The sequence below is a fragment of the Citrobacter sp. S55_ASV_140 genome (assembly GCF_018919505.1).
Taxonomy (GTDB): domain Bacteria; phylum Pseudomonadota; class Gammaproteobacteria; order Enterobacterales; family Enterobacteriaceae; genus Citrobacter; species Citrobacter werkmanii.
The window spans coordinates 1-23,267 of the sequence record NZ_JAHLQZ010000057.1; the positions used below are offsets into that span (position 1 = coordinate 1).

Below are 23,267 nucleotides of genomic sequence, written 5' to 3' on the forward strand. Positions count from 1 at the left end.
GCTACTTGTGGCACTGGAGAAGAAATTGCAGGATATATCAGAGAATCCTGCCGCCAGAATTGCGGATTACTTCGATCTGGTTGCCGGTACCAGTACCGGGGCCATTCTGTGTTCTGCTTATGTTTGCCCTGACACAAAAGGAAAACCAAAGTTCTCCGCTCAGGAAGCCGTCAATTTCTACCTTCAGGATGGGGATGAAATTTTTGATGTCGGTGTCTGGAAAACAATCAGTTCACTGGGTGGCGCTACCGATGAGAAATATTCTGCAAAGGAGCTGGAGCGAGTATTAAAAATGGCATTCGGTGAAACAAAACTCAGTGAATTATTAAGACCAACCTGCTTTGTTTCTTATGACGTGAGCAGTCGTCTTCCTGTCATTTTCAAACAACATTCAGCCCTCGCCAAAAATCGGGACTTCCTGGTCAGGGACGCTTTACGGGGTACCTCTGCGGCTCCCACTTATTTCGAAGCAGCGCGTATTTATTCATTGCCCCCTGTTCCCGAAAAATTTGTCCTGGTTGATGGCGGTGTGGTAGCAAACGACCCCGCGCTCTGTGCCTATTCCGAAGCGATTAAATTCAGTAATGTCGCTGGCATTAAGGATATGATTATTGTCTCACTGGGAACCGGCAAGAAATTGCAGGGGTATTCTTATTCCGAAGTTAAGGACTGGGGTCCCTTTGGCTGGGCAAAACCGGCTATTGATATCGCGCTTGAGGGGGGGCCGCAGATGACCGCGTATTATCTGCAACAAATTGCCTCAACGGTAAAAAATTCTAAATACTACAGAATACAGCCTGAACTATACGGTGCCGATCCAACGCTGGATAACGCATCGCGTGAAAACTTAGAACTTCTGCGCCAGGCAGGTCTACAAAATGCCTCCGTGTATGATAAGACATTGACTGAGATCGCTAAGTTATTAATCAATAGTGGAGGCAATTTTAAATATCAGGACGCTCATTAATCCCCAACGCTGACTGAACTCAAAATATATGCACCTTCGTTGCCAGTTTACGGGCTAACCCTCTTGCCCCCTCACGCATGACCGTATTGTGATTCCAGCGAAATACGGGTGCCGCCAGCGGGGCAAGATAATTCATCCAACGGATAGTGGTTCGGACATTCCAGTCATATTTGACAATAGTCTCTTTGCCACTCGCAGTAAAAGACCACACACCTTGCCCTTCTACCGCCCCGCTGGCTTGTCCTTCAAGCAGAGAGCAAGGGAGAATATTCAATACGTTGATATCAAAGGTTAAACGATAAGGAAGCGCCCCTTTCCAGGTATAACGATGTAGCGCGCCAATGCCCTGTAAATCCCCCTTCTTGATCTCCACAATTCTTTCCAGACTGCCCCACCATTCCGGCCACTGGTCCGGATGGGAAAAAATATCCCATACCTCCTGGATTGAAGCCTCAACCCGCCAGACCGTGGAAAACTGATACTCAGCCATAGTACGGGCTCCCTCAAGGCGTGAAGAAATTAGCGGGAAAACGGATGTTGATAACCATAGCTTCCAGAAGAACAGTTTCTAATCGCCGCCCATTTGGGGCATAGCCGATCACTTTGGCAGGGAATCCGTGATAATTATCCAGCCAGACGTCGTAGCGGTGAACGCCATCCACTGTCATTATTCCTGGCCCAACCACTGACACATGCGTCGTCTCCCGCCCCGCTAGACGCTCCTGAGCAACAACCGTCGTTGTTCCCTCGCGCTGCAGATGGCGAATATTGCCTAACAACACGCCGATATCAGAACGATCCACCCGATGACCGCGCTCATCCTGGATCAATGAATTGGTCGGCGACAGGTGCAAAATGGGCAACGACCCCACACCAAATGGCCATAATGTCACTTTACCGGTGACGGGATTAAAGATGAGCACCGCGCCTGAATGCGGCTGGGAAAAATCCATTCGTACGTAGCCGGGTTTCTGATAGCTGTAGCGAATGATTTTATTCTCATCCTGCGCAGATGAAGATCGCAGCATGACCTGATAAGAGGTCATGTTGTTAAATGACTGCAGCGAAAATGCAACAGGATCCGTGGCTCTGGCTCGCGGTGATAATCCCCCACTTTCTTCCACCGACCATACTGAGCAACTAAAGACAAGCAATGCGGTGAACGCAACTAGCGGAAAAAATGAGACGCTCATGGCCGCCCCCTGTATCTGTACTATCTGCCAACAGGAGTCATCGCCTGTCGACTGTTATTATAGTTCTTAACCGCGCGGCGCTACTCTCCCGGCTTCTCAGACTCAGTAGGGACTGTTGGTTAAATTGTTGGTTTTCTTTTCAGTTGAGATGACAACATAAAGCTATACTTTAATAGCCATACTCTTAACAGGTATTAATCATGAAACTGCCATCGGTATTTTCATGCGCCGTTCTCATCTTACTGCTGCTGGCGTCATCATCTGCCGCAGCCAGCGCGTTACAAAACCAGGCCGCGAGTGAGCAAGCATTAAGCGCGGCACTCCGTGCCGGTAATGGCATCATCATCATTGGCGGTACAGATGATTTCGCTTTCACGTTCAGGGCACCAAACCGAATCCACAGACATTTAGCGATTCAGGATAGCTTTGGCGATCCCACCATGATAAATGGTTTCCAGGACCTCAACGATAATCCTGCCCGAAATGGGTTTATCAACAACCCTGCCCGAGTACGATTTATGCTTAACGCACCGATTCGTCGATAGGGTGATTATCTATTGCAAATGTTTGAAGGGCATTTTACGTTTCAGGCAGGATAAAACGACAGATTACAGGCACAAAAAAACCACCCGTAGGTGGTTTCACGACACTGCTTATTGCTTTGATTATTCTATTCTTTCCCATGGTACCCGGAGTGGGACTTGAACCCACACAGCGCGAACGCCGAGGGATTTTAAATCCCTTGTGTCTACCGATTCCACCATCCGGGCTCGGGAAGAAATTGGAGGCGCGTTCCGGAGTCGAACCGGACTAGACGGATTTGCAATCCGCTACATAACCGCTTTGCTAACGCGCCGAAATCTTCTGGCTTTTCAGCCGACATCCGCTATTGCCGATGCCTTTAATTTGGAGCGGGAAACGAGACTCGAACTCGCGACCCCGACCTTGGCAAGGTCGTGCTCTACCAACTGAGCTATTCCCGCATCACCAAGTAACTTTGTTAATCACTTGATTTTGTTATCGTCTGGCAATCAGTGCTGCCGTTCGATGCGTTGCATTCTACTTACCTGACGCAATGAGTCAACGATATTTTTCACCACTGACGATCGTTTGCTGAAATTTGCGCCGAAACGATCACTGTTCAAGCAAATCTCCCCATGCAGCGCTCAAATACTGGAACATTGACCACAAAGTCAGTACCGCAGCGACGAAGAAAAGTGCGATCCCGGCATACTCTACCCAAATATTTGGACGCCACAGCAGCCACGCCAATGCGGCCATCTGCGAAGTGGTTTTCACTTTACCGATCCAGGACACTGCCACACTGCTGCGTTTACCCAGTTCTGCCATCCATTCACGTAGCGCAGAGATGATAATTTCACGCGCGATCATCGTGGCGGCAGGAAGCGTCACCCACCAGCTGTGATAGTGCTCCGTCACCAGCACCATCGCGATAGCAACCAGCACTTTATCGGCAACGGGGTCGAGGAAGGCGCCAAAACGCGTGCTTTGGTTCCAGCGACGCGCCAGATAGCCATCAAACCAGTCGGTGACCGCCGCAATACAGAAGATCAGCGCACAAACAAAGGGAGCCCAGGTGAATGGCAGATAAAACGCCAATACAAAGAATGGGATCAGGATGACGCGAAACAGCGTGAGCAACGTAGGGATATTAAATTGCATATGACGGATAACTATCTGTTGTCAGTGAAATTACCCCTATGTTGCTACAGAGGGCCTAATGTTTCAACGAGTAGAAGATCTTTTCTGCCAGAGCTTGCGAAATACCCGGCACTTTTGCAATTTCTTCAATACTTGCGTTACGAAGACCTTGCAAACCGCCCATATATTTCAACAACATCTGCCGACGCTTAGGCCCAACGCCTTCAATGGTCTCAAGCGTGCTGGTACTTTTCACCTTCGCGCGTTTTTTCCGGTGTCCGCTGATCGCATGATCGTGAGATTCATCGCGGATATGCTGTATCACATGCAAGGCGGGCGAATCCGGCGGCAGGCTAAAGCCCTCTCCTTCCGGCTCAAAGAACAACGTTTCCAGACCCGCTTTACGATCGGCCCCTTTCGCCACCCCCAGCAAAAGTGGGTGCTGTTTATCCCAGGGAACATCCAGCTCAGCAAAAACGGCTTTCGCCTGTCCCAACTGACCTTTACCGCCATCGATCAATATGACGTCCGGAACCTTACTTTCTTCTATCGCCTTACCGTAACGCCGACGCAGAACCTGATTCATCGCCGCATAATCGTCGCCCGGCGTAATGCCGGTGATGTTGTAACGACGATACTCTGCGCGCAGTGGGCCATTGGCATCAAAAACCACGCAGGAGGCGACCGTCTGCTCGCCCATCGTATGGCTGATGTCAAAACACTCCATGCGTTTTACAGCGGGTAACTTCAATACCGATGCCAGCGCCGTCAGTCGCTGAGTAATGGTCGACTGCTGAGAAAGCCTGGTGGTTAACGCTACTGCCGCGTTGGTACGCGCCAGCTTCAGATAACGCGCACGATCTCCGCGCGGTTTCGTCTGAACATTAATCTTCCGCCCGGCCAGTTCAGACAATGAATCCGCCAGCAGAGTTTTATCGCTAAGATTAAAATCGAGCAGGATCTCGCCAGGTAAGGTACGCATCTGACTTCCCTGCAAATAAAACTGCCCGACAAAGGTTTCCACCACCTCGCCGAGTTCTGTTCCATTCGGTACTTTCGGGAAATAGCTGCGACTGCCCAACACTTTACCCTGACGAATGAACAGTACGTGCACACAAGCCATGCCAGCGTCAAACGCCACCCCGATAACGTCCAGATCGTCCCCGGAATTCGAGACAAACTGTTTTTCGGTGACGCGACGTACAGCCTGAATTTGGTCACGAATACGCGCAGCCTCTTCAAACTCGAGATTTTGGCTGGCCTTTTCCATCCGGGCGATAAGTTGGGTTAATACCTGATCGTCTTTCCCGGACAAGAATAAACGGACGTACTCGACCTGCTGTGCATACTCTTCCTCACTCACCAGGCCCGCCACACAGGGACCGAGGCAACGGCCAATCTGATATTGCAGGCAAGGTCGCGAGCGATTGCGATACACGCTGTTTTCGCACTGGCGGATGGGAAAAATTTTCTGCAGCAGCGCCAGCGTTTCTCGTACGGCATAGCCGTTGGGGAACGGTCCAAAGTACTCGCCTTTGGCATGCTTGGCCCCACGATGCATCGCCAGGCGTGGATGAGTATCGCCGCTGAGGAAAATAAAAGGATACGATTTATCATCGCGCAGCAATACGTTATAGCGCGGCTGATACAGCTTGATGTAGTTGTGTTCAAGCAATAACGCTTCGGTTTCGGTGTGTGTCACCGTGACATCAATCTGCTGGATTTGCGCGACCAACGCTTCGGTCTTACGCGACGCGAGATTATTACGGAAGTAACTGGAAAGCCTTTTTTTCAGGTCTTTCGCTTTCCCGACATAGATAACCGTCCCGGCGGTATCATACATACGATAAACACCGGGCTGACTGGTTACGCTCTTCAGGAACGCTTTGGCATCAAACTGATCGGTCACTGGCTTGTTAATGTCTCCGCATTACACAGGCCATGGCGAATTGCCAGGTGAGTCAACTCGACATCGCCGTGAATGTTTAATTTACTGAACATTCGATAGCGATAGCTGTTCACCGTTTTAGGACTAAGATTCAGTTGTTCTGAAATCTCATTGACCTTCTGACCTTTGGTGATCATCAGCATAATCTGCAACTCGCGTTCAGACAAACTGGCAAACGGGGTTTCCGTTTTCTCAGGTTCAATCTGGCTGAGCGCCATCTGCTGAGCGATATCGGAGGCAATATAACGTTGCCCGGAATAAACCGAACGAATGGCACTCACAACTTCCTGGGGGGCGGCTCCTTTGCTGAGATACCCCGCGGCACCTGCCTGCATGACCTTTGCAGGTAACGGGTTCTCGGTATGTACCGTCAGCATAATCACTTTAATGTCTGCCGTTGAACGCGCAATTTTGCGGGTTGCTTCGAGACCGCCAATACCGGGCATATTCATATCCATCAGCACAACGTCCACGGTATTTGAGCGGCACCATTTCACCGCATCTTCACCGCAGCACGCTTCGCCGACAACTTTTATGCCTTTTATATCTTCCAGAATGCGTCGTATCCCTGCGCGCACCAGTTCGTGGTCATCAACAAGAAAAACGTTGATCAAAGGAATATCTCCAGAATAGGGATAACGCTACCGATAGTTAATCGGTCCTATGTTAACGGGTTTTATCTCAACTTTGAAATGTAAAAAACGTCCGACTTTCGATTTTGCTCTCGTTTTTGGAAATTAGATTGTACGGCGGGTGGAAAATTTCAGGCCTCATAGCCTGCTGCCACGGTTATATCTGCATAGCTGTTTCAGAATAGTGACAAAAAATTCATATTCCTGCGCTGAATGCAAAACAGGCAGCCAAAGTTGTAACAATAATTAACGAGTAAAATACTCGAAATAAACAACAAGTGGAGAAAATATATGCACTGCAACATGTTGTTTATTTTAATGTCCACCCCTTTAGCTTGCACAAAAAACAACCACTGATATTTTTAGCCTCGCTTATGGTATACTCCGCCGCCTTAAGATCTGACATCGCACTTTTTCATTGAAACATAACGAGGAAAATAAATGAGTACGCCTGACTTTTCCACTGCTGAGAATAACCAGGAACTGGCCAATGAAGTCACCTGTCTGAAAGCCCTGTTAACACTGATGCTGCAGGCAATGGGTCAAGCCGATGCTGGACGCGTGATTCTTAAAATGGAAAAACAGATCGCGCTGATTGAAGATCAATCACAGGCTGCGGTATTTTCCAGCACTGTTAAGCAAATTAAACAGGCCTACCGCCAGTAACAAGAAACCGGCTGACAGCATTGCTATCAGCCGGTTTTGCGTCTGACACTCAGAACGATAATTTATTCAGATAAGCCCGGTCGCAGCGGCGTAACACGCTATCTGCGTTTTGTTTGGCGCATTGAATTTCTTTTGCATATTCTTCTGGTGAAAGTTGACGGTATTTTCAGAAATCGACAGTATTATCGCTATCTCCGAAGACGTTTTCCCCTCTGCGGTCCACTTCAATATTTCTTTTTCCCGCTTGCTAAAACGCATCTCTGGCACCATGACCATGTCATCTTCCAGTCGCGTCAGCACCGACAGGCTTTCCCGCACCAGAAGCTGCATTCTGAGCTCCACTTCATCATTCGCAAAACGACTATTTTGGACACTCGCTCGCGATACCGATAAAAATCCCAACGCCCGATTCGGCAACATTAAACATTGCGTCATCCCTTTGCGTAAACCGTGATTGCGTGCGGCGTCCCACAGGGGTTGCGCATCACGAAACAGGCTATCGTCCCAGGGTAAATGCCCCTGGCTGAAGTTTTCAGGCTTCAGCACCGGATCAATGGCGAAATAATTCTCGGACTGATAATGCGCCACCCATGCTTTGGGATAGGTCGTATGAAGTGACGTTTTAGGACGGGTAAAGGGTACGGGATGACGAACACAGAGTGCGTAGAAATCGAACTCTAAATGCTGCGTCTGTTGTTGTAACTCATTATAGACATCCTCTGCCGTCGCCATTTCCTGAAAGCGTAACAGCATGCTCCGTCGCCAGGTAAAGAAATCATGATCCTGCATACTAAGTGGTAATGCCCCTGCGATTGATAATCATCCAAACATATGAAACAAGCTAACACATAAATGTATTTTATATATGCAAATTATCGGACAAATGAAAAATTACTTGAGCGTGACTCAATCGCCAGAGTAAGCAACAGAATCAAGCATTAATAATAAAGCAATATTTATAAATAGTTATGCGCACAGCACTCACCATAAAACAATGCCGGTGAGTGCTGCTTGTACTATTTATTGCATGAGGAATTTTTCGAGAAACTGACGGGTTCGCGGCTGTTGCGGATGCGTAAATAAAGATTTAGCGGGTCCCTGCTCCACTATCCGTCCTTGATCCATAAATATCGCCCGGTCAGCCACATCACGCGCAAAGCTCATTTCATGCGTCACAATCACCATGGTGCGTTTTTCCTGCGCCAACTGGCGAATGGTATTAAGCACCTCGCCAACCAGTTCAGGGTCAAGCGCTGAGGTGGGTTCATCGAATAAAATAACCTCTGGTCGCATCGCCAGCGCCCGGGCAATCGCCACGCGCTGCTGCTGCCCACCGGACAGGCGGCGCGGATAGCTGGTTTCTTTTCCCGCCAGCCCGACTTTTGCCAGCAGTTCGCGCGCACGGACTGTCGCTTCGGCTTTAGGTTCGCCTTTGACAATCACCGGACCTTCAATAATGTTTTCCAGCACCGTTCGATGGGGAAACAAATTAAAGTTCTGGAACACAAAGCCTACGTGCTGGCGCAACTGGCGAATCAGTCCTTTCTGCTGAGTTAACGACCGCGCGGTATCAATGGTTATCTCACCCACTTTAATGGTGCCCGCCTCCGGTTGCTCCAGCAAATTAATGCTCCTCAGCAGCGTGGTTTTGCCCGAACCGCTCGGTCCGATAATCGCCACAACTTCACCGGGTTTGACGTCGAGATCGATCCCATGCAGCACCGTTTGCCCATGGAATTTTTTGACCAGGTTTCTGACTTCAATAGCACTCATTTCGGCTCTTTCTCCTGGCGGTTCAGTTGTTCTTCAAAATAGTTCTGCAGCGCAGAAAGCACTGTCGCCATTACCCAATAAATCAAGGAGGCCGCCAGATACATAGTGAACACTTCCAGCGTACGCGAGGTAATCAGCTGCGCCTGACGGAACAGTTCAGGAACCTGAATAGTCGCGGCCAGCGAAGTGTCCTTCACCAGGCTGATAAAGCTGTTGCTCAGCGGCGGCAGCGCAACGCGTGCCGCCTGCGGCAGGATCGCCCGGCGCATGGTCTGCCAGCGCGTCATGCCAATACTGGCCCCCGCCTCCCACTGCCCTTTGTCGATGGAAGAGATTGCCGCCCGCAGCGTTTCCGCCGCGTAGGCCGCCGTATTCAGCGACAAACCAATCATCGCCGCCGGGATGGGATCCAGCTCAATACCAAACTGCGGCAGACCGTAATAGATCATAAAAAGTTGGGCGATCAACGGCGTTCCGCGAAAGACAGAGATATAAAAGCGCGCCAGCCAACGTACAGGTAATAGCGGCGACAGGCGCATTAGCGCCAGGATAAACCCCAGCACGAGGCCAAAGAACATCCCGCCGATACTCAGTTGCAGCGTAAAAACCGCGCCTTTAAGCAGATACGGTAGGGAATCGATCACCAGTTGGATACTTTCTTGCATTACGTTCTTCTACCTGATTGTTACACGTGAGGATGGTAGGCAAACAATGCAGGCGCCCCACCGGTATGGATAAAGAGAATTGGCCCTTCATCTTTAAAGCGCTTCTGGCTGATGCCGTCAATCAGACCCGCCATCGCCTTGCCGGTATAGACCGGATCCAACAAGATGCCTTCCAGCCGCGCCAGCAGTTTTACCGCTTCCATGCCCTCTTCGTTTGGCGTACCGTAGCCCGGCGCATAATAATCATCCCATAGCAGGATATCCGCTGAGGCCGTCAGTTCCAGTTCACGGGCAATATCCTGCTGTAGCGTAACAACTTTGGGCTTTTGATCGGCCACGCTGCGCGAGACGGTCACGCCAATCAGCTCAACGTGTGGCATCAGCTGTTCCAGCCCAACGGCCAGTCCGGCATGCGTACCCGCGCTGCCCGACGCCACGACCACGGAAGACAGCTCTACGGCCCCTTCACACTGTTGCGCAATTTCCAGCGCGCTTTCCACATAGCCCAGTGCGCCCAGAGCATTGGAACCCCCAACCGGGATCACATACGGACGGAACCCTTGCGCTTCAATCCGCGTCGCCAGTTCCTGAAGTTGCGCATTCGGATCGGTCAGCGCATCGCACATTTCAATCTGGGTATTAAACAGGTCCAGCAGCAGACGGTTGCCGTTGCTGAGATAGTTTTCCGCCGTGGTGCCAATCGGGTTTTCCAGCAGCGCCACGCAGTGCAGGCCAAGTTTAGCCGCTACCGCCGCCGTCTGGCGCACATGGTTAGACTGGATAGCGCCCGCGGTTATCAACGTATCGGCCCCTTCACGCAGCGCATCCGCCGCCAGAAACTCCAGCTTACGCAGTTTATTGCCGCCCATGGCCATCGGCGTAACGTCATCGCGTTTGATGAAAATATCGCGCCCAAGATAGTCGGAGAAGCGTGGAAGATATTCGAGCGGTGTTGGTGCGCCAATAAATTCCAGACGTGGAAAGCGCGTTAAGTTATGCAGCGGCATACAGCCTCCGGTATTTGTTGTTGTGATGTTCTTTTTATTATGCACGTTCAGGCGCAATGAAATAAAAAAAGGCGCTGTTAAAGGCGCCTTTTTTCATCGGATGACGATTATTTCGTCACATCCGCTCCAAACCATTTTTCAGACAGCGCTTTCAACGTACCGTCTTTTTGCATTTCGGCAATGGCGGCATCAACCGCTTTCAGCAGATCTTCATTGCCCTTGCGCAGCGCCACACCAGATTCCTGGCGGGAGAAAGCCTCACCGGTGACGGCCAGCGTATCTTTGGTTTTCTTCACCAGATCCAGCGCTGCCAGACGGTCAACCAGAATCGCGTCGATACGGCCTACACGCAGATCCTGATATTTGGTCGGGTCATCATCATAGGTACGAATATCCACGCCCTGCACGTTCTGGCGCAGCCACTCTTCATAGTTGGTGCCCAGACCCACGCCGACTTTTTTACCTTTCAGATCGGCAGCGGTCTTGATAACGCCTTCATTGCCTTTCTTCACCAGCGCCTGGATACCAGAGACCGTATACGGGGTAGAGAAATCGTATTTTTTCTTCCGTTCGTCAGAGATGGTCACTTGGTTGATAACCACGTCAATGCGTTTGGAATCAAGCGAGGCCAGCATGCCGTCCCACTTGGTCGGCTTCAACGTGGCTTTCACCCCCAGGTGCTTTGCCAGTGCTTCGGCGAACTCCACTTCGAAACCCGTCAGCTTGCCGTCATCACCCTGAAAACTAAACGGGGGATAGGTCCCTTCCAGGCCCACCAGCAGCGTACCGCGCTCTTTAACTTTATTTAACAGACCTTCATCTGCATAAGTCTTTACGCTCATTCCGGCGACAAGTGCAACAGCCATTACACCCATCAGAGCCTGACGTCCCAGAAGTGCTAATTTCATAGTTACCCCGAATATTGTCATTAGTGACTATCATTTATGACCGTAGTGTAGAGCGTTTGTCGTGATTCACAAACACCACTCCGTTACACCTTATTCGTTTTTAATATATATCAGAACTGGCTGTCCAGGAGGATTTCTGCATATGCCCCATATGCGTATGGGCTTTAAACTGCTCATACTTACGCAATGCGATGCGATAATTGTTGGTGCTGGTTTCCGGCAGCCACGGGGCAAGGTTTTCGTCGAGGAACCCTTCCTGCAGCAATTCGTGAGAGATATTTTGTTCGGTCAGATGATTGCCAAGGCGGCGCAGGCGGACAACGTATTCACGTACCGTGCCGTGGCTCATTTCGGTCTGCTCAAATAAAAATTGTTTAAATCCGATGATGTCAAAAAAGTCGCTCTGCTCTTTGCAATGCAAATCACCGCAAAAACGACACAGCGCCACCCACTCTTTTTTCTCCTGTTCCCACTCAGCTTCATCCAGCAACGTGTCCAAGCGGGCGATGGCGATTTTATTAACAATTTGTCCACGGCGAACCAGCGTGATCCTGTCGAGCAACTTCAGGCAATGGGCGCAATGCGTCTGGCTGTGTTTGAAATCTTTGAGGTAGCGGCTTAGAGGCCGTCTTTTTGATTGCTGCACCGTCATGAGAACTCCTGGTAGTCAATTCGTAATGCGGCATTGTTCAGGGGTAATGATTACCCCTATAGCTTACCCAGCTTGGTACGTAGACGTTTGATGGCCTGGCTGTGCAACTGGCTGACCCGCGACTCCCCGACTTCCAGTACCGCGCCGATCTCTTTCAGATTCAGCTCTTCCTGGTAGTACAGCGTTAACACCAGCTTTTCGCGCTCCGGCAACGCCTCGATCGCCTCCATCACGCGCTGGCGGAGGTTACCCTCAAGTAGCTGTTGTAACGGGTTTTCCTGCTGATGTTCTTCCGTCACCAGCTCAATACTATCGCCATGCTCTTCCCGCCACTCGTCGTAGGAGAAGAGTTGGCTGTTATTGGTATCAAGCAACATCTGACGATACTCTTGCACAGGAATAGCCAGACGCTCCGCCACTTCGGTTTCCGTCGCGTTACGCCCTAACTCCTGCTCCAGTTGTCCCATCGCCTGTGCCACTTCGCGAGCATTGCGCCGAACGCTACGCGGCACCCAATCCCGGCTACGTAGTTCGTCCAGCATCGCTCCACGAATACGCTGCACTGCGTAAGTGGTAAATGCCGTTCCTTGCAAAGCGTCATATCGGTCAACTGCATTCAATAACCCGATGCCGCCCGCTTGTAGCAGGTCATCCAGTTCTACGCTCGCCGGCAAACGCACCTGAAGGCGCAATGCTTCGTGACGCACCAACGGTACATAACGCTGCCACAGCGAGTGTTTATCCATTACACCTTCAGCGGTATACAGTGAATTCACGATAAACAGCCCTGCGTTAAATGAGTTATCGGCATGATTATCCGTTTCTGCAGGGGGTTCTATCGGGGGAATAAGGCTATAAAAGAAGGGTTATTTCACTTATGTAGCTGATGGCGTTATTTCGCATCAGAAATAATCAAACATAAATCAAATGGTTAGCTTGCGAGGGATGCGTTTTCACGCATCCCTGCTTAAATTATGTCAAGAGATGAATCATCGACAGGTCATCACCTGTGCGCACGGTCTCGATATGCTTTTGAAAGTTCTCATGTACGGTAGGGTTATGCTGACTTAACGAATGGAAGCTGTAGACGATATTGATGGCGTCCTCCTTCTCCAGGTATGTTCTTTCGTAGGCACTGGCAGCAATCAGCATTTTGATGAAATAGTATTCGACACTTATCATATATAATGTACGAAGCGGGTCTACGTTCTTTTGATTGGGAAAGTTGTTTTCCCAAATTTTATACAAAATGAAATTTTTAAGATCGAATCCAGCCTCATCCTGTTGTTCGTAAACCTTCTGCCATGTAGCCTCAAGTTTAGCAACCCCGTCACCCACAGAATGATTTTCTTCCAGGGTCAATGTTCTCAAAAGACACTGGATATAATAGTTAAGTACACCATTGGCGCGGCTTACCGGCAGACTGCGGAAATAATCCTGAAGCAAGAGCACTAAATTGACTTTAACATTGTTGTCAGCAGAAAATTTCGACAGTTCTTCTCGCATTTCACCTGACTGCATCTGAGTCATAATCGCGTGATAAATTTGCTCAACTTCAGCCAGCGCCACATTATCAATCTGATTAAACTTCTTAACGCATAAAGTAAGTTTAATCAGCGCATATAGCCCCACATCCACATCACGTCCTGCCTGTTCCGCCAGGCTCAGACAGAAAAGATTAAGTAGCTTTTGCTGTTGCGAAAAGACCGGTGCAGTAAAAGCATTAGGCACAATTTTACTGCTCTCATTCAGAACCATCGCATTGGGGTCGGTCAGTACTAAACTGGCGACTTCCGGACACGACAGATTTAATGCTTTTCTTACATCGTTTTTGTAGATACGCTCACTACGCGGAAATGTTTTACATGTCGTGCTTAATGCTTCGACGCCAAGCGTTTTCTGGACCTGGCAAAGGCTGTCTTCGGTCAGATAAGGACAGTTCCCGCTATCTTCATTAAGTTTGATTAATCCCCAATTATCAACATTCTTTTTAAGGAGAATAATATTTTCCTTAGCGATCCCTCTGATACTATCATCTTTACTGGAAATATATTTTTTCACCGTTGACCTATCCAGAGTTATACGCCATGTTTTACAGCAATGATCGCGGCATTGTGCTCCAGAGCATTGGAAGGCTTTAACAAAAGCCGGTTCAGTAACGGTAATTTCTTGCATTATTTGGACTCCAGTAAAGAAAAAGGCAGCTTTCGCTGCCTTCATTGTCTCTAATGACTAAGTAACCCAATCGGTGGATTAACGCAGTAAAGAGAGGACGTTTTGCGTGGTCTGGTTAGCCTGTGCCAGTACAGAAGTACCTGCCTGCTGCAGGATCTGCGCACGAGACATGTTAGACACTTCGGTCGCGTAGTCGGAGTCTTCGATACGGCTACGAGCAGAAGACAGGTTGTTAACGGTGTTACCCAGGTTAGTTACTGCAGATTCAAAACGGTTCTGCACCGCACCCAGGGAGCTACGGAATTTATCAACATCAGACAGCGCAGCATCAATTTTCTTCAGCGGATCAAGGCTGATATCAGGGGTTACTGCAGCAGTTTGGGTTACTGCACCCGCACCATCAATCGTCGCACCTTTGTACGTACCATCAGCCTGTTTAACAGCGAATTTCGTTGTGCCTGCCTCTTTATAAGAGATCAGGCTTTGATTCGCAGCGGTAAGCGCTGTGGTATCAACTTTCACATCTTTCCCAACAGTTGCGGCAGTTGTAGCACCAGTTGCAGTGCCTTTAGTGGTACTGTCAAAAGTTACTTTACCGTTGGTGTTATCCAATGTTGCATCATAGACATCAGCACCTACTTTCACGAAATATTTACCCGTGGTATCAGTTACCAGTGTCTGACCAGTTGTAATACCACCCGCTTTTTGATCGACAATATCTGCGGCAGCAGGAGTAACCTGGGTATTAATTTTGCTACCGTTAGAAATGGTGGTTGCAATTTTAGTCACATCCAGATCGTTCAGCTTCAGGGTTTCGCTGTTGATTTTTTTCAGGTCAATAGTGATAGTTTCACCATCTTTTGCACCAACCTGAATGGTCAACTGACCGTCCTGGTTTAGAACTTTTTTGCCGTTAAAGTCGGTCTGCTCGGAAACACGGTTGATTTCTGCCAGGCGCTGATTAATTTCGTCCTGGATAGAGGACAGGTCGGAATCGGAGTTAGAGCCGTTCGCTGCCTGGACGGACAGTTCACGCACACGCTGCAGGTTGTTGTTGATTTCAGACAGCGCGCCTTCAGTGGTCTGTGCAACAGAGATACCGTCGTTAGCGTTACGGGAAGCCTGAGTCAGACCTTTGATGTTAGCGGTGAAACGGTTTGCAATCGCCTGACCAGCAGCATCGTCTTTCGCGCTGTTGATACGCAGACCAGAGGACAGACGCTCGATAGCAGAGCCCAGAGCGGACTGAGATTTGTTCAGGTTGTTTTGGGTCAACAGCGACAGGCTGTTTGTATTGATGACTTGTGCCATGATCTTTTCCTTATCAATTACAACTCGATGTTATTGGGCTGTTGCCCACGGTTTCTCACCGTAACCCATGTATCGGCACCTTAAATTCGAACTTTAGAAAATTTTTACTTTCCGCTCTCTTTTTTCTTAGCCCGTGAAATACCCTCTATATGCACCACTATTCCGCGCATTATTTTGACAAAACTATCATTAAACTTTGCGCGCAGATTGCCGATAACCCGCTTAACAATTGTTTGCAATCACAAGGAATCGGGCATGGCTTCATTTACATCATTAGGCGTAGGCTCAGGCTTACCACTGGACACGTTGCTAAACAACCTGACTATCGCTGAGAAAAAACGTTTAAATCCAATTACTCAGCAACAGACCGACAATACCGCCCGTCTGACGGCTTACGGTACGCTGAAGAGTGCGCTGGAAAAATTCCAGACGGCCAATACCGCGTTAAATAAACCGGAACTGTTCAGAAGCAGTAATGTGACCAGCAGTACTGAAGACCTGAAAGTAACCACCGAAGCCGGCGCGGCACCGGGTATTTATACCATCAGCGTCACGCAGCTGGCCCAGGCGCAGTCTCTGAGCACCTCATCGGTTGCTTCAAACAAAGAGGCGCTGGGTGATGGTTCTGCCACCCGTACAATTAAGATTGATCAGCCGGGTCGTAAAGAGCCGCTGGAGATTAAACTGTCGCAAGACAAAACCACGCTGGACGATATCAGTAAGGCGATTAACGATACCGATAGCGGTATCTCCGCCAGCATCGTGAAGGTAAAAGATGGCGAGTTCAAACTGGTGCTGACCGCAGCAGAAGGTATGGACAGCAAAATGACCATCTCTGTTGACGGCGACAGCAAGCTGAACGATATGCTGGCCTACGACAGTACAACCGGCACCGGAAAAATGACTGAGTTGGTTAAAGCGCAAAACTCCAAGCTCACGATGAACGGTATCGATATTGAACGTCAAAGCAACAAAGTCACCGATGCCCCGCAGGGCGTGACGCTGGAACTGACCAAAAAAGTCACCGACGCGCGTGTCACCGTCACGAAAAGCAATGAGAAAGCTACGGAAGCGATTAAAGGCTGGGTCGATGCCTATAACTCACTGATCGATACCTTTAATACGCTGACCAAATATAAAGCCGTAGACGCAGGTGCGGAAGGTCAGGACAAAGATAACGGCGCGCTGGTGGGCGACAGCGTGGTACGTACCATTCAGACCGGTATTCGCGCGCAGTTTGCCAACTCCGGTAGCGAAGGTGCCTTTAAGACGCTGAATGAAATTGGCATCAAGCAGGATGGCAAAACCGGCAAGATGACCATCGATGACACCAAACTGAAAAAAGCGCTGGACGAAAACACCGCTTCGGTACGTGAGTTGTTGGCTGGCGACGGTAAAGAAACCGGGATCACCACCAAAATTGCCGCTGAAGTGAAAAGTTATCTGGCTGATGACGGCATTATCGATAATGCGCAAGACACCATTAACGCCACGCTGAAGAAACTGACCAAACAGTACCTGTCCGTCAGCGCCAGCATTGACGACATGGTTGCGCGCTATACGGCGCAGTTTACCCAGCTCGATAGCATGATGAGCAAATTGAATAACACCAGTACCTACCTGGGCCAACAATTTACAGCGATGAATAAATCCTGATAACACGAGGTAAGCATGTATACCGCGAGCGGTACCAAAGCCTATGCACAGGTCAGTGTGGAAAGCGCCGTAATGAGCGCCAGCCCGCATCAGCTGATCGAAATGTTGTTTGATGGCGCGAACAGCGCCCTGGTGCGCGCTCGCCTGTTTATGCAACAGGGTGATATCGTCGCCAAAGGCGAGGCGTTAAGTAAAGCCATTAATATTATCGACAATGGTCTGAAAGCAGGTCTGGATCAGGAAAATGGCGGTGAAATCGCCACCAACCTGTCTGCGCTGTATGACTATATGATTCGCCGTTTACTGCAAGCCAACTTGCGTAATGATTGTCAGGCTATTGAAGAAGTCGAAGGGTTGCTCGGCAACATTGCGGAAGCCTGGAAACAGATCTCACCGAAAGCGTCGTCCCAGGAGTCTCGTTAATGACCTCAGCCGTGGAGTTTATCAACCGTTGGCAGCGCATCGCGCTACTCAGTCACTCGCTGCTGGAATTGGCGCAGCGGGGTGAGTGGGACCTTTTACTGGAACAGGAAGTTACCTATCTGCAAAGTATTGAAGTGGTCATGGAAGAGCAAACTCCACCTGGCATTACACGAAGTATTCAGGACTTAGTGGCCGGGTATATTAAACAGACGCTGGATAACGAACAGTTACTCAAAACACTGTTACAACAGCGGCTGGATGAACTCAGCAATCTTATCGGTCAGTCGACACGCCAGAAGACGCTCAATAACGCCTATGGCCGTCTTTCCGGCATGCTGTTAGTACCCGACGCCCCCACCGCCCCGCAATAATTTTCTGTTAAATCTGAATAATCTTCCATACTCCAGAGGTCGGCCAAACGACTTCTGGAGCACGGAAGATGAAAAATCCCACGTTATTGCAGTATTTTCACTGGTATTACCCCGATGGGGGTCAACTCTGGCCCGAGCTTGCCGAACGCGCAGGCGGACTCAATGATATCGGCATCAATATGGTATGGCTGCCCCCCGCCTATAAAGGCGCATCAGGTGGTTATTCCGTTGGCTACGACTCGTACGATCTGTTTGACCTGGGCGAGTTTGACCAGAGGGGAACCATCCCCACCAAATATGGCGATAAAAACCAGCTGCTGGCGGCAATTGACGCGCTGAAAAACAACGACATCGCCGTACTGCTCGACGTGGTGGTTAACCACAAAATGGGCGCGGATGAAAAAGAGAGTATTCGTGTCCAGCGGGTTAACGCCGACGATCGCACGCAAATAGACGATGAAATCATCGAATGTGAGGCCTGGACGCGCTATACCTTCCCCGCCCGCGCAGGCCAGTATTCACAATTCATTTGGGACTATAAATGCTTCAGCGGCATTGACCATATCGAGAACCCCACCGAAGACGGCATTTTCAAAATCGTTAACGATTATACCGGTGAAGGCTGGAACGATCAGGTGGATGATGAACTGGGTAATTTTGATTATCTGATGGGCGAGAACATCGATTTTCGAAATCACGCCGTGACCGAGGAGATCAAATACTGGGCGCGCTGGGTGATGGAGCAAACCCAGTGTGACGGTTTTCGTTTAGATGCGGTGAAACATATCCCGGCATGGTTTTATAAAGAGTGGATTGAACACGTACAGGAGGTCGCGCCCAAGCCATTATGTATTGTCGCGGAATACTGGTCCCACGAGGTCGACAAACTGCAAACCTACATTAACCAGGTGGAGGGGAAAACCATGCTGTTCGACGCCCCATTGCAGATGAAATTCCACGAAGCCTCCCGTCAGGGCCGCGATTACGACATGAGCCAAATCTTCACGGACACATTAGTCGAGGCCGATCCGTTTCATGCCGTCACGCTGGTTGCCAATCACGATACCCAGCCGTTGCAGGCGCTGGAAGCCCCTGTCGAGTCATGGTTTAAGCCGCTGGCCTATGCGTTGATCCTGCTACGGGAAAACGGCGTACCGTCGGTGTTTTATCCTGACCTCTACGGGGCGCATTACGAAGACACCGGCGGCGATGGCGAAACCTATTCTATCGACATGCCGATCATTGAACAGCTTGCCGAACTGATCCTCGCCCGTCAGCGCTTCGCTCACGGCGTTCAGACGCTCTTTTTTGATCACCCTAACTGTATCGCCTTTAGCCGCAGCGGAACGGACGAAGATCCCGGCTGTGTGGTGGTGTTGTCTAATGGTGATGATGGGGAAAAGACCATCAATCTCGGCGCGAATTACGGTAATAAAACCTGGCGTGATTATCTGGGAAATCGCGAAGAAAGCGTGGTCACCGATGAAAACGGGGAAGCGACGTTTTTCTGTAACGGCGGTAGCGTCAGCGTGTGGGTGATTGAAGACGTGTTGTAATACTCAACCCCGGTGGCCGCTGGCTACCGGGGCATGCTACTTATGGCAGCGGCGTAGCCAGCGGTGTTTTCTTTAACGCGTCAGCACATTCAGGCGTCGGGCGATCCACCCGTTGCAGCGTCATGCCATCATACTCCAGCGTATTGCCTTCACGCTCAATCTCATACAGCTCACGTTTCACGGTCACGTTGGTGAGATCGCCGGAAATCATCGTCAGTTTCCCCGGTAGAGCAATGACCCGCTGCCACTGGCGACAATCCAGCGTATCGCCCTCTTTCGTCACCACCAGGCTGGCAATGGCTTCCGGGCTGACCAGGCTGCGTTGCGGACCTTTTGACTGCCAGTAGCCTTCCAGACCTGCTGGCGCTGGCGTTTTCACCACGTCGTTATAATTCTCTACTTCGGCGCATCCGCTCAGCGCCAGAAATACCCCAACGATTGCTAATTTTTTCATCATTCATCCTGCATGCGAAGAAAATGGGATTGTGGCATTAAAGGTCTGATGCCGCCAGCCTTTCGGTAGCATTGAGAAATATTGATCCAGACAGTGTTACCTCTTATTACTCATAGTCAAAAATTCTGATCGGTGTAGTATCCACACTTCTTGTTACATACCTTCTGAGTTCAGAGGCAAAACGCATGTCATGGCAACACTTCAAACAGGCCTGGTTAATTAAATTTTGGGCCCCTGCCCCTGCGGTCATCGCAGCGGGTATTCTCTCTACTTACTACTTCGGCATCACTGGAACCTTCTGGGCCGTTACCGGCGAATTCACCCGTTGGGGCGGTCAAATCCTGCAATTATTTGGCGTTCACGCCGAAGAGTGGGGATACTACAAGCTGATCCATCTTGAAGGCTCTCCCCTGACCCGTATCGACGGAATGATGATACTCGGTATGTTCGGCGGCTGTTTTGCTGCCGCTCTCTGGGCCAACAACGTCAAACTCCGCATGCCGCGCAGTCGGATACGCATTATGCAGGCGATAGTCGGCGGGATGATTGCCGGATTCGGCGCCCGTCTGGCGATGGGGTGTAACCTGGCCGCGTTCTTCACCGGTATTCCACAGTTCTCACTACACGCCTGGTTTTTTGCGCTGGCAACAGCCATTGGCTCGTGGTTTGGCGCACGCTTTACCCTGCTGCCGATGTTCCGTATTCCGGTCAAAATGCAGAAAGTCTCCGCCGCTTCCCCGCTGACGCAAAAACCGGATCAGGCGCGTCGTCGTTTTCGCCTCGGGATGCTGGTGTTTATCGGCATGATCGGCTGGGCGTTACTCACTGCGATGGATAAACCTAAGCTCGGCCTGGCGATGCTGTTCGGCGTCGGGTTCGGTCTGCTGATTGAACGGGCGCAGATCTGCTTCACTTCAGCCTTCCGCGACCTGTGGATTTCCGGTCGCACCCATATGGCAAAAGCGATCATCTTCGGGATGGCGGTCAGCGCCATCGGTATCTTTAGCTACGTGCAACTGGGCGTCGAGCCGAAGATTATGTGGGCGGGTCCGAATGCAGTGATTGGCGGCTTGCTGTTCGGCTTCGGTATTGTTTTAGCGGGCGGGTGTGAAACCGGCTGGATGTACCGCGCGGTTGAAGGCCAGGTGCATTACTGGTGGGTTGGTCTGGGCAACGTTATTGGCTCAACCATTCTGGCTTACTACTGGGATGATTTTGCGCCTGCTCTGGCCACCAACTGGGATAAGGTGAATCTGCTGAACACCTTTGGTCCGCTGGGTGGCCTGCTGGTGACCTATCTGCTGTTATTTACCGCGCTGATGCTCATCATCGGCTGGGAAAAGCGTTTCTTCCGCCGTGCCGGGCTGACGCCAGCCAAGGAGTCTGTATGAAAAATATCGTGCCTGATTATCGCCTCGATATGGTCGGCGAGCCGTGTCCGTATCCGGCAGTTGCCACGCTGGAGGCGATGCCGCAATTGAAGAAAGGTGAAATTCTGGAAGTGGTGAGCGACTGCCCGCAGTCAATCAATAATATTCCACTGGATGCGCGCAATCACGGCTATACGGTGCTGGATATTCAGCAGGATGGCCCAACGATTCGCTATTTGATTCAAAAGTAAGTGTTTGCCGGATGGCGCTGCGCTCATCCGGCCTACATTATCTGCACGTTGTCCCTACACCTGCATCGACATCACTTCCTGATACGCCGATACCAGTTTATTACGTACCTGAATCCCCATCTGCATCGACACCGACGCTTTTTGCATATCGGTCATCACATCATTCAGCGCAATACCCGGTTCACCGAGGGTAAATTTCTCAGCCTGGACACGGGACGCGGTCTGCACATCGCTGATTCTGTCTAACGCCGCATGTAGCTGACCGGCAAAACTCACGGTCGGTTGTGGCTGCATATCCTGCATTTTTGCTGACATCGCCGTGGTTTGTAACTGGCTGATGACCCCTTCAATCCCCTGTATTGCCGACATTCTGATCCCCTGGATGAATTTTCACGTAGCTGAGATTACCAGTTAGTCAATAAGATAAAGGCGTTAAATAACGATAAAAAACCACGGTTTTTAACCCATAGAAAAATTCGAAACCGCAAATAATGAGACCGTCAATTTTTCGAGTTTGCTGACCCGGGAGTGAGTCTTGTTCCACTTTGCAAAAAACGCCGTCCACGATAAGCCACGAGGTGCGAGATGAGTGCGACAGCATCGACTGCAACCCAGCTTAAACCTCTCGAGTGGTTAAACCGCCTGCGCGCGAATCCCAGAATTCCTCTGATTGTGGCAGGAGCCGCTGCCGTCGCTATCGTTGTGGCGATGGTTCTGTGGGCCAAAGCGCCCGACTACCGCACCTTGTTCAGCAATCTTTCCGATCAGGATGGCGGCGCGATTGTCACCCAACTGACGCAGATGAATGTCCCCTATCGTTTTACTGAGGGAAGCGGCGCTATTGAAGTTCCTGCCGATAAAGTCCACGAGCTGCGCTTGCGTCTGGCGCAGCAAGGCCTGCCGAAAGGTGGCGCCGTTGGCTTTGAACTGCTGGATCAGGAAAAGTTTGGTATCAGCCAGTTTAGCGAGCAGGTTAACTACCAGCGCGCGCTGGAAGGTGAGTTAGCCCGTACCATTGAAACCCTGGGCCCGGTAAAACGCGCCCGCGTGCATCTGGCGATGCCTAAACCATCGCTGTTTGTACGTGAGCAAAAAGCGCCTTCGGCCTCCGTCACTGTTAATCTGGAACCGGGGCGTGCGCTGGATGAAGGTCAAATCAGCGCGGTCACGCATTTGGTCTCCAGCGCTGTTGCAGGCTTACCGCCGGGCAACGTAACGCTGGTCGACCAGGCGGGTCATCTGTTAACCCAGTCGAACACCAGCAGCCGCGATCTCAACGATGCGCAACTGAAATACGCCAGCGATGTCGAGGCCCGCGTGCAACGCCGGATCGAATCGATCCTGTCGCCGATTGTCGGCAACGGTAACGTACACGCACAGGTCACCGCACAGCTGGATTTTGCCAACAAAGAGCAAACCGAAGAGCAATACCGTCCAAACGGCGATGAGTCCCAGGCCGTGCTGCGCTCACGCCAGTTAAACGTCAGTGAGCAAATTGGTAGCGGAGCGCCTGGCGGCGTCCCAGGCGCATTGTCTAATCAGCCAGCCCCGGCTAATACCGCGCCAATCGCCAACCCACCGGCTAATCAGCAAAATGCGCAAACCACGCAGACAACGAATAACAGTA

The 23,267-nt window shown here is 50.5% G+C and carries 26 protein-coding genes and 3 tRNA genes; 10 read left to right on the top strand and 19 right to left on the bottom strand.

Annotated features, from left to right (window positions below):
• Positions 1 to 967, top strand: a 967-nt coding sequence (locus KQJ18_RS11125) for a patatin-like phospholipase family protein (protein ID WP_253297477.1), incomplete at its 5' end; no start/stop codon positions are given.
• A gap of 19 nt (positions 968 to 986) precedes the next feature.
• Here KQJ18_RS11125 and KQJ18_RS11130 read toward each other — a convergent pair.
• Both KQJ18_RS11130 and KQJ18_RS11135 read right to left on the bottom strand, forming a co-directional pair.
• Positions 987 to 1,457 (bottom strand): SRPBCC family protein, encoded by a 471-nt coding sequence (locus KQJ18_RS11130; protein WP_216421968.1) that lies wholly within the window; start codon positions 1,455 to 1,457, stop codon positions 987 to 989.
• Between the two features lie 13 nt (positions 1,458 to 1,470).
• Positions 1,471 to 2,160: a DUF1571 domain-containing protein gene (locus KQJ18_RS11135; RefSeq protein ID WP_216421969.1), complete on the bottom strand. Its 690-nt coding sequence runs from the start codon at positions 2,158 to 2,160 to the stop codon at positions 1,471 to 1,473.
• 200 nt (positions 2,161 to 2,360) lie between these two features.
• Between KQJ18_RS11135 and KQJ18_RS11140 the strand changes: the two genes are divergently transcribed.
• A complete protein-coding gene (locus KQJ18_RS11140) occupies positions 2,361 to 2,705 on the top strand; it encodes a hypothetical protein (protein WP_216421970.1) in 345 nt (114 codons plus the stop codon).
• 138 nt (positions 2,706 to 2,843) lie between these two features.
• On the opposite strand, the gene KQJ18_RS11145 is transcribed toward KQJ18_RS11140, so the two are convergent.
• The 6 genes from KQJ18_RS11145 to uvrY form a co-directional block, all read right to left on the bottom strand.
• A tRNA-Leu gene (locus KQJ18_RS11145) sits at positions 2,844 to 2,930 on the bottom strand.
• A gap of 12 nt (positions 2,931 to 2,942) precedes the next feature.
• A tRNA-Cys gene (locus KQJ18_RS11150) sits at positions 2,943 to 3,016 on the bottom strand.
• A gap of 51 nt (positions 3,017 to 3,067) precedes the next feature.
• Positions 3,068 to 3,143 (bottom strand) — tRNA-Gly (locus KQJ18_RS11155).
• A 151-nt stretch (positions 3,144 to 3,294) separates the two neighbouring features.
• Positions 3,295 to 3,843 (bottom strand): CDP-diacylglycerol--glycerol-3-phosphate 3-phosphatidyltransferase, encoded by a 549-nt coding sequence (pgsA, locus tag KQJ18_RS11160; protein ID WP_038641531.1) that lies wholly within the window; start codon positions 3,841 to 3,843, stop codon positions 3,295 to 3,297.
• A 55-nt stretch (positions 3,844 to 3,898) separates the two neighbouring features.
• Positions 3,899 to 5,731, bottom strand: a complete 1,833-nt coding sequence (gene uvrC / locus KQJ18_RS11165) for an excinuclease ABC subunit UvrC (protein ID WP_137347788.1) — start codon at positions 5,729 to 5,731, stop codon at positions 3,899 to 3,901.
• The gene (gene uvrY, locus KQJ18_RS11170) at positions 5,728 to 6,384 is read right to left on the bottom strand and encodes a UvrY/SirA/GacA family response regulator transcription factor (protein WP_038641535.1); all 657 of its coding nucleotides are present in this window, start codon (positions 6,382 to 6,384) and stop codon (positions 5,728 to 5,730) included. Before uvrY ends, uvrC begins: the two co-directional genes overlap by 4 nt.
• 459 nt (positions 6,385 to 6,843) lie before the next feature.
• On the opposite strand from uvrY, the gene KQJ18_RS11175 reads away from it, so the two are divergent.
• Positions 6,844 to 7,068 (top strand): DUF2594 family protein, encoded by a 225-nt coding sequence (locus KQJ18_RS11175; RefSeq protein WP_006684077.1) that lies wholly within the window; start codon positions 6,844 to 6,846, stop codon positions 7,066 to 7,068.
• A gap of 66 nt (positions 7,069 to 7,134) precedes the next feature.
• Here KQJ18_RS11175 and sdiA read toward each other — a convergent pair whose 3' ends face one another.
• The 9 genes from sdiA to KQJ18_RS11220 form a co-directional block, all read right to left on the bottom strand.
• Positions 7,135 to 7,857: a transcriptional regulator SdiA gene (sdiA, locus tag KQJ18_RS11180; protein ID WP_038641538.1), complete on the bottom strand. Its 723-nt coding sequence runs from the start codon at positions 7,855 to 7,857 to the stop codon at positions 7,135 to 7,137.
• Between the two features lie 231 nt (positions 7,858 to 8,088).
• The gene (gene tcyN / locus KQJ18_RS11185; RefSeq protein WP_137350775.1) at positions 8,089 to 8,841 is read right to left on the bottom strand and encodes an L-cystine ABC transporter ATP-binding protein TcyN; all 753 of its coding nucleotides are present in this window, start codon (positions 8,839 to 8,841) and stop codon (positions 8,089 to 8,091) included.
• Positions 8,838 to 9,506: a cystine ABC transporter permease gene (gene tcyL / locus KQJ18_RS11190; protein ID WP_006684074.1), complete on the bottom strand. Its 669-nt coding sequence runs from the start codon at positions 9,504 to 9,506 to the stop codon at positions 8,838 to 8,840. The genes tcyN and tcyL overlap by 4 nt, the downstream gene beginning before the upstream one ends.
• Positions 9,507 to 9,526: 20 nt before the next feature.
• A complete protein-coding gene (gene dcyD / locus KQJ18_RS11195) occupies positions 9,527 to 10,513 on the bottom strand; it encodes a D-cysteine desulfhydrase (protein ID WP_087856025.1) in 987 nt (328 codons plus the stop codon).
• 107 nt (positions 10,514 to 10,620) lie between these two features.
• On the bottom strand, positions 10,621 to 11,421 hold the full coding sequence (tcyJ, locus tag KQJ18_RS11200) for a cystine ABC transporter substrate-binding protein (protein ID WP_032939603.1): 801 nt from the start codon (positions 11,419 to 11,421) through the stop codon (positions 10,621 to 10,623).
• Between the two features lie 100 nt (positions 11,422 to 11,521).
• Positions 11,522 to 12,073: a flagella biosynthesis regulatory protein FliZ gene (gene fliZ, locus KQJ18_RS11205; RefSeq protein WP_069323574.1), complete on the bottom strand. Its 552-nt coding sequence runs from the start codon at positions 12,071 to 12,073 to the stop codon at positions 11,522 to 11,524.
• 56 nt (positions 12,074 to 12,129) lie between these two features.
• Positions 12,130 to 12,849 (bottom strand): RNA polymerase sigma factor FliA, encoded by a 720-nt coding sequence (gene fliA, locus KQJ18_RS11210; protein ID WP_038641545.1) that lies wholly within the window; start codon positions 12,847 to 12,849, stop codon positions 12,130 to 12,132.
• A 196-nt stretch (positions 12,850 to 13,045) separates the two neighbouring features.
• Positions 13,046 to 14,248 (bottom strand): flagellin lysine-N-methylase, encoded by a 1,203-nt coding sequence (fliB, locus tag KQJ18_RS11215; protein ID WP_216421971.1) that lies wholly within the window; start codon positions 14,246 to 14,248, stop codon positions 13,046 to 13,048.
• 78 nt (positions 14,249 to 14,326) lie between these two features.
• Entirely contained in the window at positions 14,327 to 15,559 is a 1,233-nt protein-coding gene (locus KQJ18_RS11220) for a FliC/FljB family flagellin (protein WP_216421973.1), read from the bottom strand.
• Between the two features lie 255 nt (positions 15,560 to 15,814).
• Here KQJ18_RS11220 and fliD point away from each other — a divergent pair, with 255 nt between their 5' ends.
• From fliD to amyA, 4 genes are all read left to right on the top strand, one after another.
• The gene (gene fliD, locus KQJ18_RS11225; RefSeq protein ID WP_150345137.1) at positions 15,815 to 17,215 is read left to right on the top strand and encodes a flagellar filament capping protein FliD; all 1,401 of its coding nucleotides are present in this window, start codon (positions 15,815 to 15,817) and stop codon (positions 17,213 to 17,215) included.
• A 15-nt stretch (positions 17,216 to 17,230) separates the two neighbouring features.
• Complete coding sequence (gene fliS / locus KQJ18_RS11230; RefSeq protein WP_085048008.1) at positions 17,231 to 17,638, top strand: flagellar export chaperone FliS; 408 nt, start codon at positions 17,231 to 17,233, stop codon at positions 17,636 to 17,638.
• A complete protein-coding gene (gene fliT, locus KQJ18_RS11235) occupies positions 17,638 to 18,009 on the top strand; it encodes a flagella biosynthesis regulatory protein FliT (RefSeq protein WP_003030458.1) in 372 nt (123 codons plus the stop codon). Before fliS ends, fliT begins: the two co-directional genes overlap by 1 nt.
• Positions 18,010 to 18,077: 68 nt before the next feature.
• Positions 18,078 to 19,565, top strand: coding sequence for an alpha-amylase (gene amyA, locus KQJ18_RS11240; protein ID WP_216421975.1), 1,488 nt, complete (start codon positions 18,078 to 18,080; stop codon positions 19,563 to 19,565).
• A gap of 40 nt (positions 19,566 to 19,605) precedes the next feature.
• On the opposite strand, the gene yedD is transcribed toward amyA, so the two are convergent.
• A complete protein-coding gene (yedD, locus tag KQJ18_RS11245; protein ID WP_038641556.1) occupies positions 19,606 to 20,019 on the bottom strand; it encodes a lipoprotein YedD in 414 nt (137 codons plus the stop codon).
• A gap of 128 nt (positions 20,020 to 20,147) precedes the next feature.
• On the opposite strand from yedD, the gene yedE reads away from it, so the two are divergent.
• Complete coding sequence (gene yedE, locus KQJ18_RS11250) at positions 20,148 to 21,410, top strand: selenium metabolism membrane protein YedE/FdhT (RefSeq protein ID WP_325168722.1); 1,263 nt, start codon at positions 20,148 to 20,150, stop codon at positions 21,408 to 21,410.
• Positions 21,407 to 21,640 carry a sulfurtransferase-like selenium metabolism protein YedF gene (gene yedF / locus KQJ18_RS11255; RefSeq protein ID WP_000790504.1) on the top strand — a complete coding sequence of 78 codons (234 nt, stop codon included), beginning with the start codon at positions 21,407 to 21,409 and terminating at the stop codon, positions 21,638 to 21,640. Before yedE ends, yedF begins: the two co-directional genes overlap by 4 nt.
• A 54-nt stretch (positions 21,641 to 21,694) precedes the next feature.
• On the opposite strand, the gene fliE is transcribed toward yedF, so the two are convergent.
• Positions 21,695 to 22,009: a flagellar hook-basal body complex protein FliE gene (fliE, locus tag KQJ18_RS11260; protein ID WP_016153486.1), complete on the bottom strand. Its 315-nt coding sequence runs from the start codon at positions 22,007 to 22,009 to the stop codon at positions 21,695 to 21,697.
• A gap of 216 nt (positions 22,010 to 22,225) precedes the next feature.
• Here fliE and fliF point away from each other — a divergent pair.
• The coding region (gene fliF, locus KQJ18_RS11265; RefSeq protein WP_216421976.1) for a flagellar basal-body MS-ring/collar protein FliF at positions 22,226 to 23,267 on the top strand (1,042 nt) is incomplete at its 3' end.

Excerpts from the sequence above, each read along its gene's own strand:
- fliT (WP_003030458.1), top strand. The coding sequence starts at position 17,638 with ATGACCTCAGCCGTGGAGTTTATCAACCGTTGGCAGCGCATCGCGCTA.
- KQJ18_RS11135 (WP_216421969.1), bottom strand. The coding sequence starts at position 2,160 with ATGAGCGTCTCATTTTTTCCGCTAGTTGCGTTCACCGCATTGCTTGTC.
- KQJ18_RS11140 (WP_216421970.1), top strand. The coding sequence starts at position 2,361 with ATGAAACTGCCATCGGTATTTTCATGCGCCGTTCTCATCTTACTGCTG.
- fliD (WP_150345137.1), top strand. The coding sequence starts at position 15,815 with ATGGCTTCATTTACATCATTAGGCGTAGGCTCAGGCTTACCACTGGAC.
- yedF (WP_000790504.1), top strand. The coding sequence starts at position 21,407 with ATGAAAAATATCGTGCCTGATTATCGCCTCGATATGGTCGGCGAGCCG.
- yedD (WP_038641556.1), bottom strand. The coding sequence starts at position 20,019 with ATGAAAAAATTAGCAATCGTTGGGGTATTTCTGGCGCTGAGCGGATGC.
- KQJ18_RS11220 (WP_216421973.1), bottom strand. The coding sequence starts at position 15,559 with ATGGCACAAGTCATCAATACAAACAGCCTGTCGCTGTTGACCCAAAAC.
- amyA (WP_216421975.1), top strand. The coding sequence starts at position 18,078 with ATGAAAAATCCCACGTTATTGCAGTATTTTCACTGGTATTACCCCGAT.
- fliB (WP_216421971.1), bottom strand. The coding sequence starts at position 14,248 with ATGCAAGAAATTACCGTTACTGAACCGGCTTTTGTTAAAGCCTTCCAA.
- tcyJ (WP_032939603.1), bottom strand. The coding sequence starts at position 11,421 with ATGAAATTAGCACTTCTGGGACGTCAGGCTCTGATGGGTGTAATGGCT.
- tcyL (WP_006684074.1), bottom strand. The coding sequence starts at position 9,506 with ATGCAAGAAAGTATCCAACTGGTGATCGATTCCCTACCGTATCTGCTT.
- dcyD (WP_087856025.1), bottom strand. The coding sequence starts at position 10,513 with ATGCCGCTGCATAACTTAACGCGCTTTCCACGTCTGGAATTTATTGGC.
- sdiA (WP_038641538.1), bottom strand. The coding sequence starts at position 7,857 with ATGCAGGATCATGATTTCTTTACCTGGCGACGGAGCATGCTGTTACGC.
- fliZ (WP_069323574.1), bottom strand. The coding sequence starts at position 12,073 with ATGACGGTGCAGCAATCAAAAAGACGGCCTCTAAGCCGCTACCTCAAA.
- tcyN (WP_137350775.1), bottom strand. The coding sequence starts at position 8,841 with ATGAGTGCTATTGAAGTCAGAAACCTGGTCAAAAAATTCCATGGGCAA.
- KQJ18_RS11175 (WP_006684077.1), top strand. The coding sequence starts at position 6,844 with ATGAGTACGCCTGACTTTTCCACTGCTGAGAATAACCAGGAACTGGCC.
- KQJ18_RS11130 (WP_216421968.1), bottom strand. The coding sequence starts at position 1,457 with ATGGCTGAGTATCAGTTTTCCACGGTCTGGCGGGTTGAGGCTTCAATC.
- fliE (WP_016153486.1), bottom strand. The coding sequence starts at position 22,009 with ATGTCGGCAATACAGGGGATTGAAGGGGTCATCAGCCAGTTACAAACC.
- fliS (WP_085048008.1), top strand. The coding sequence starts at position 17,231 with ATGTATACCGCGAGCGGTACCAAAGCCTATGCACAGGTCAGTGTGGAA.
- pgsA (WP_038641531.1), bottom strand. The coding sequence starts at position 3,843 with ATGCAATTTAATATCCCTACGTTGCTCACGCTGTTTCGCGTCATCCTG.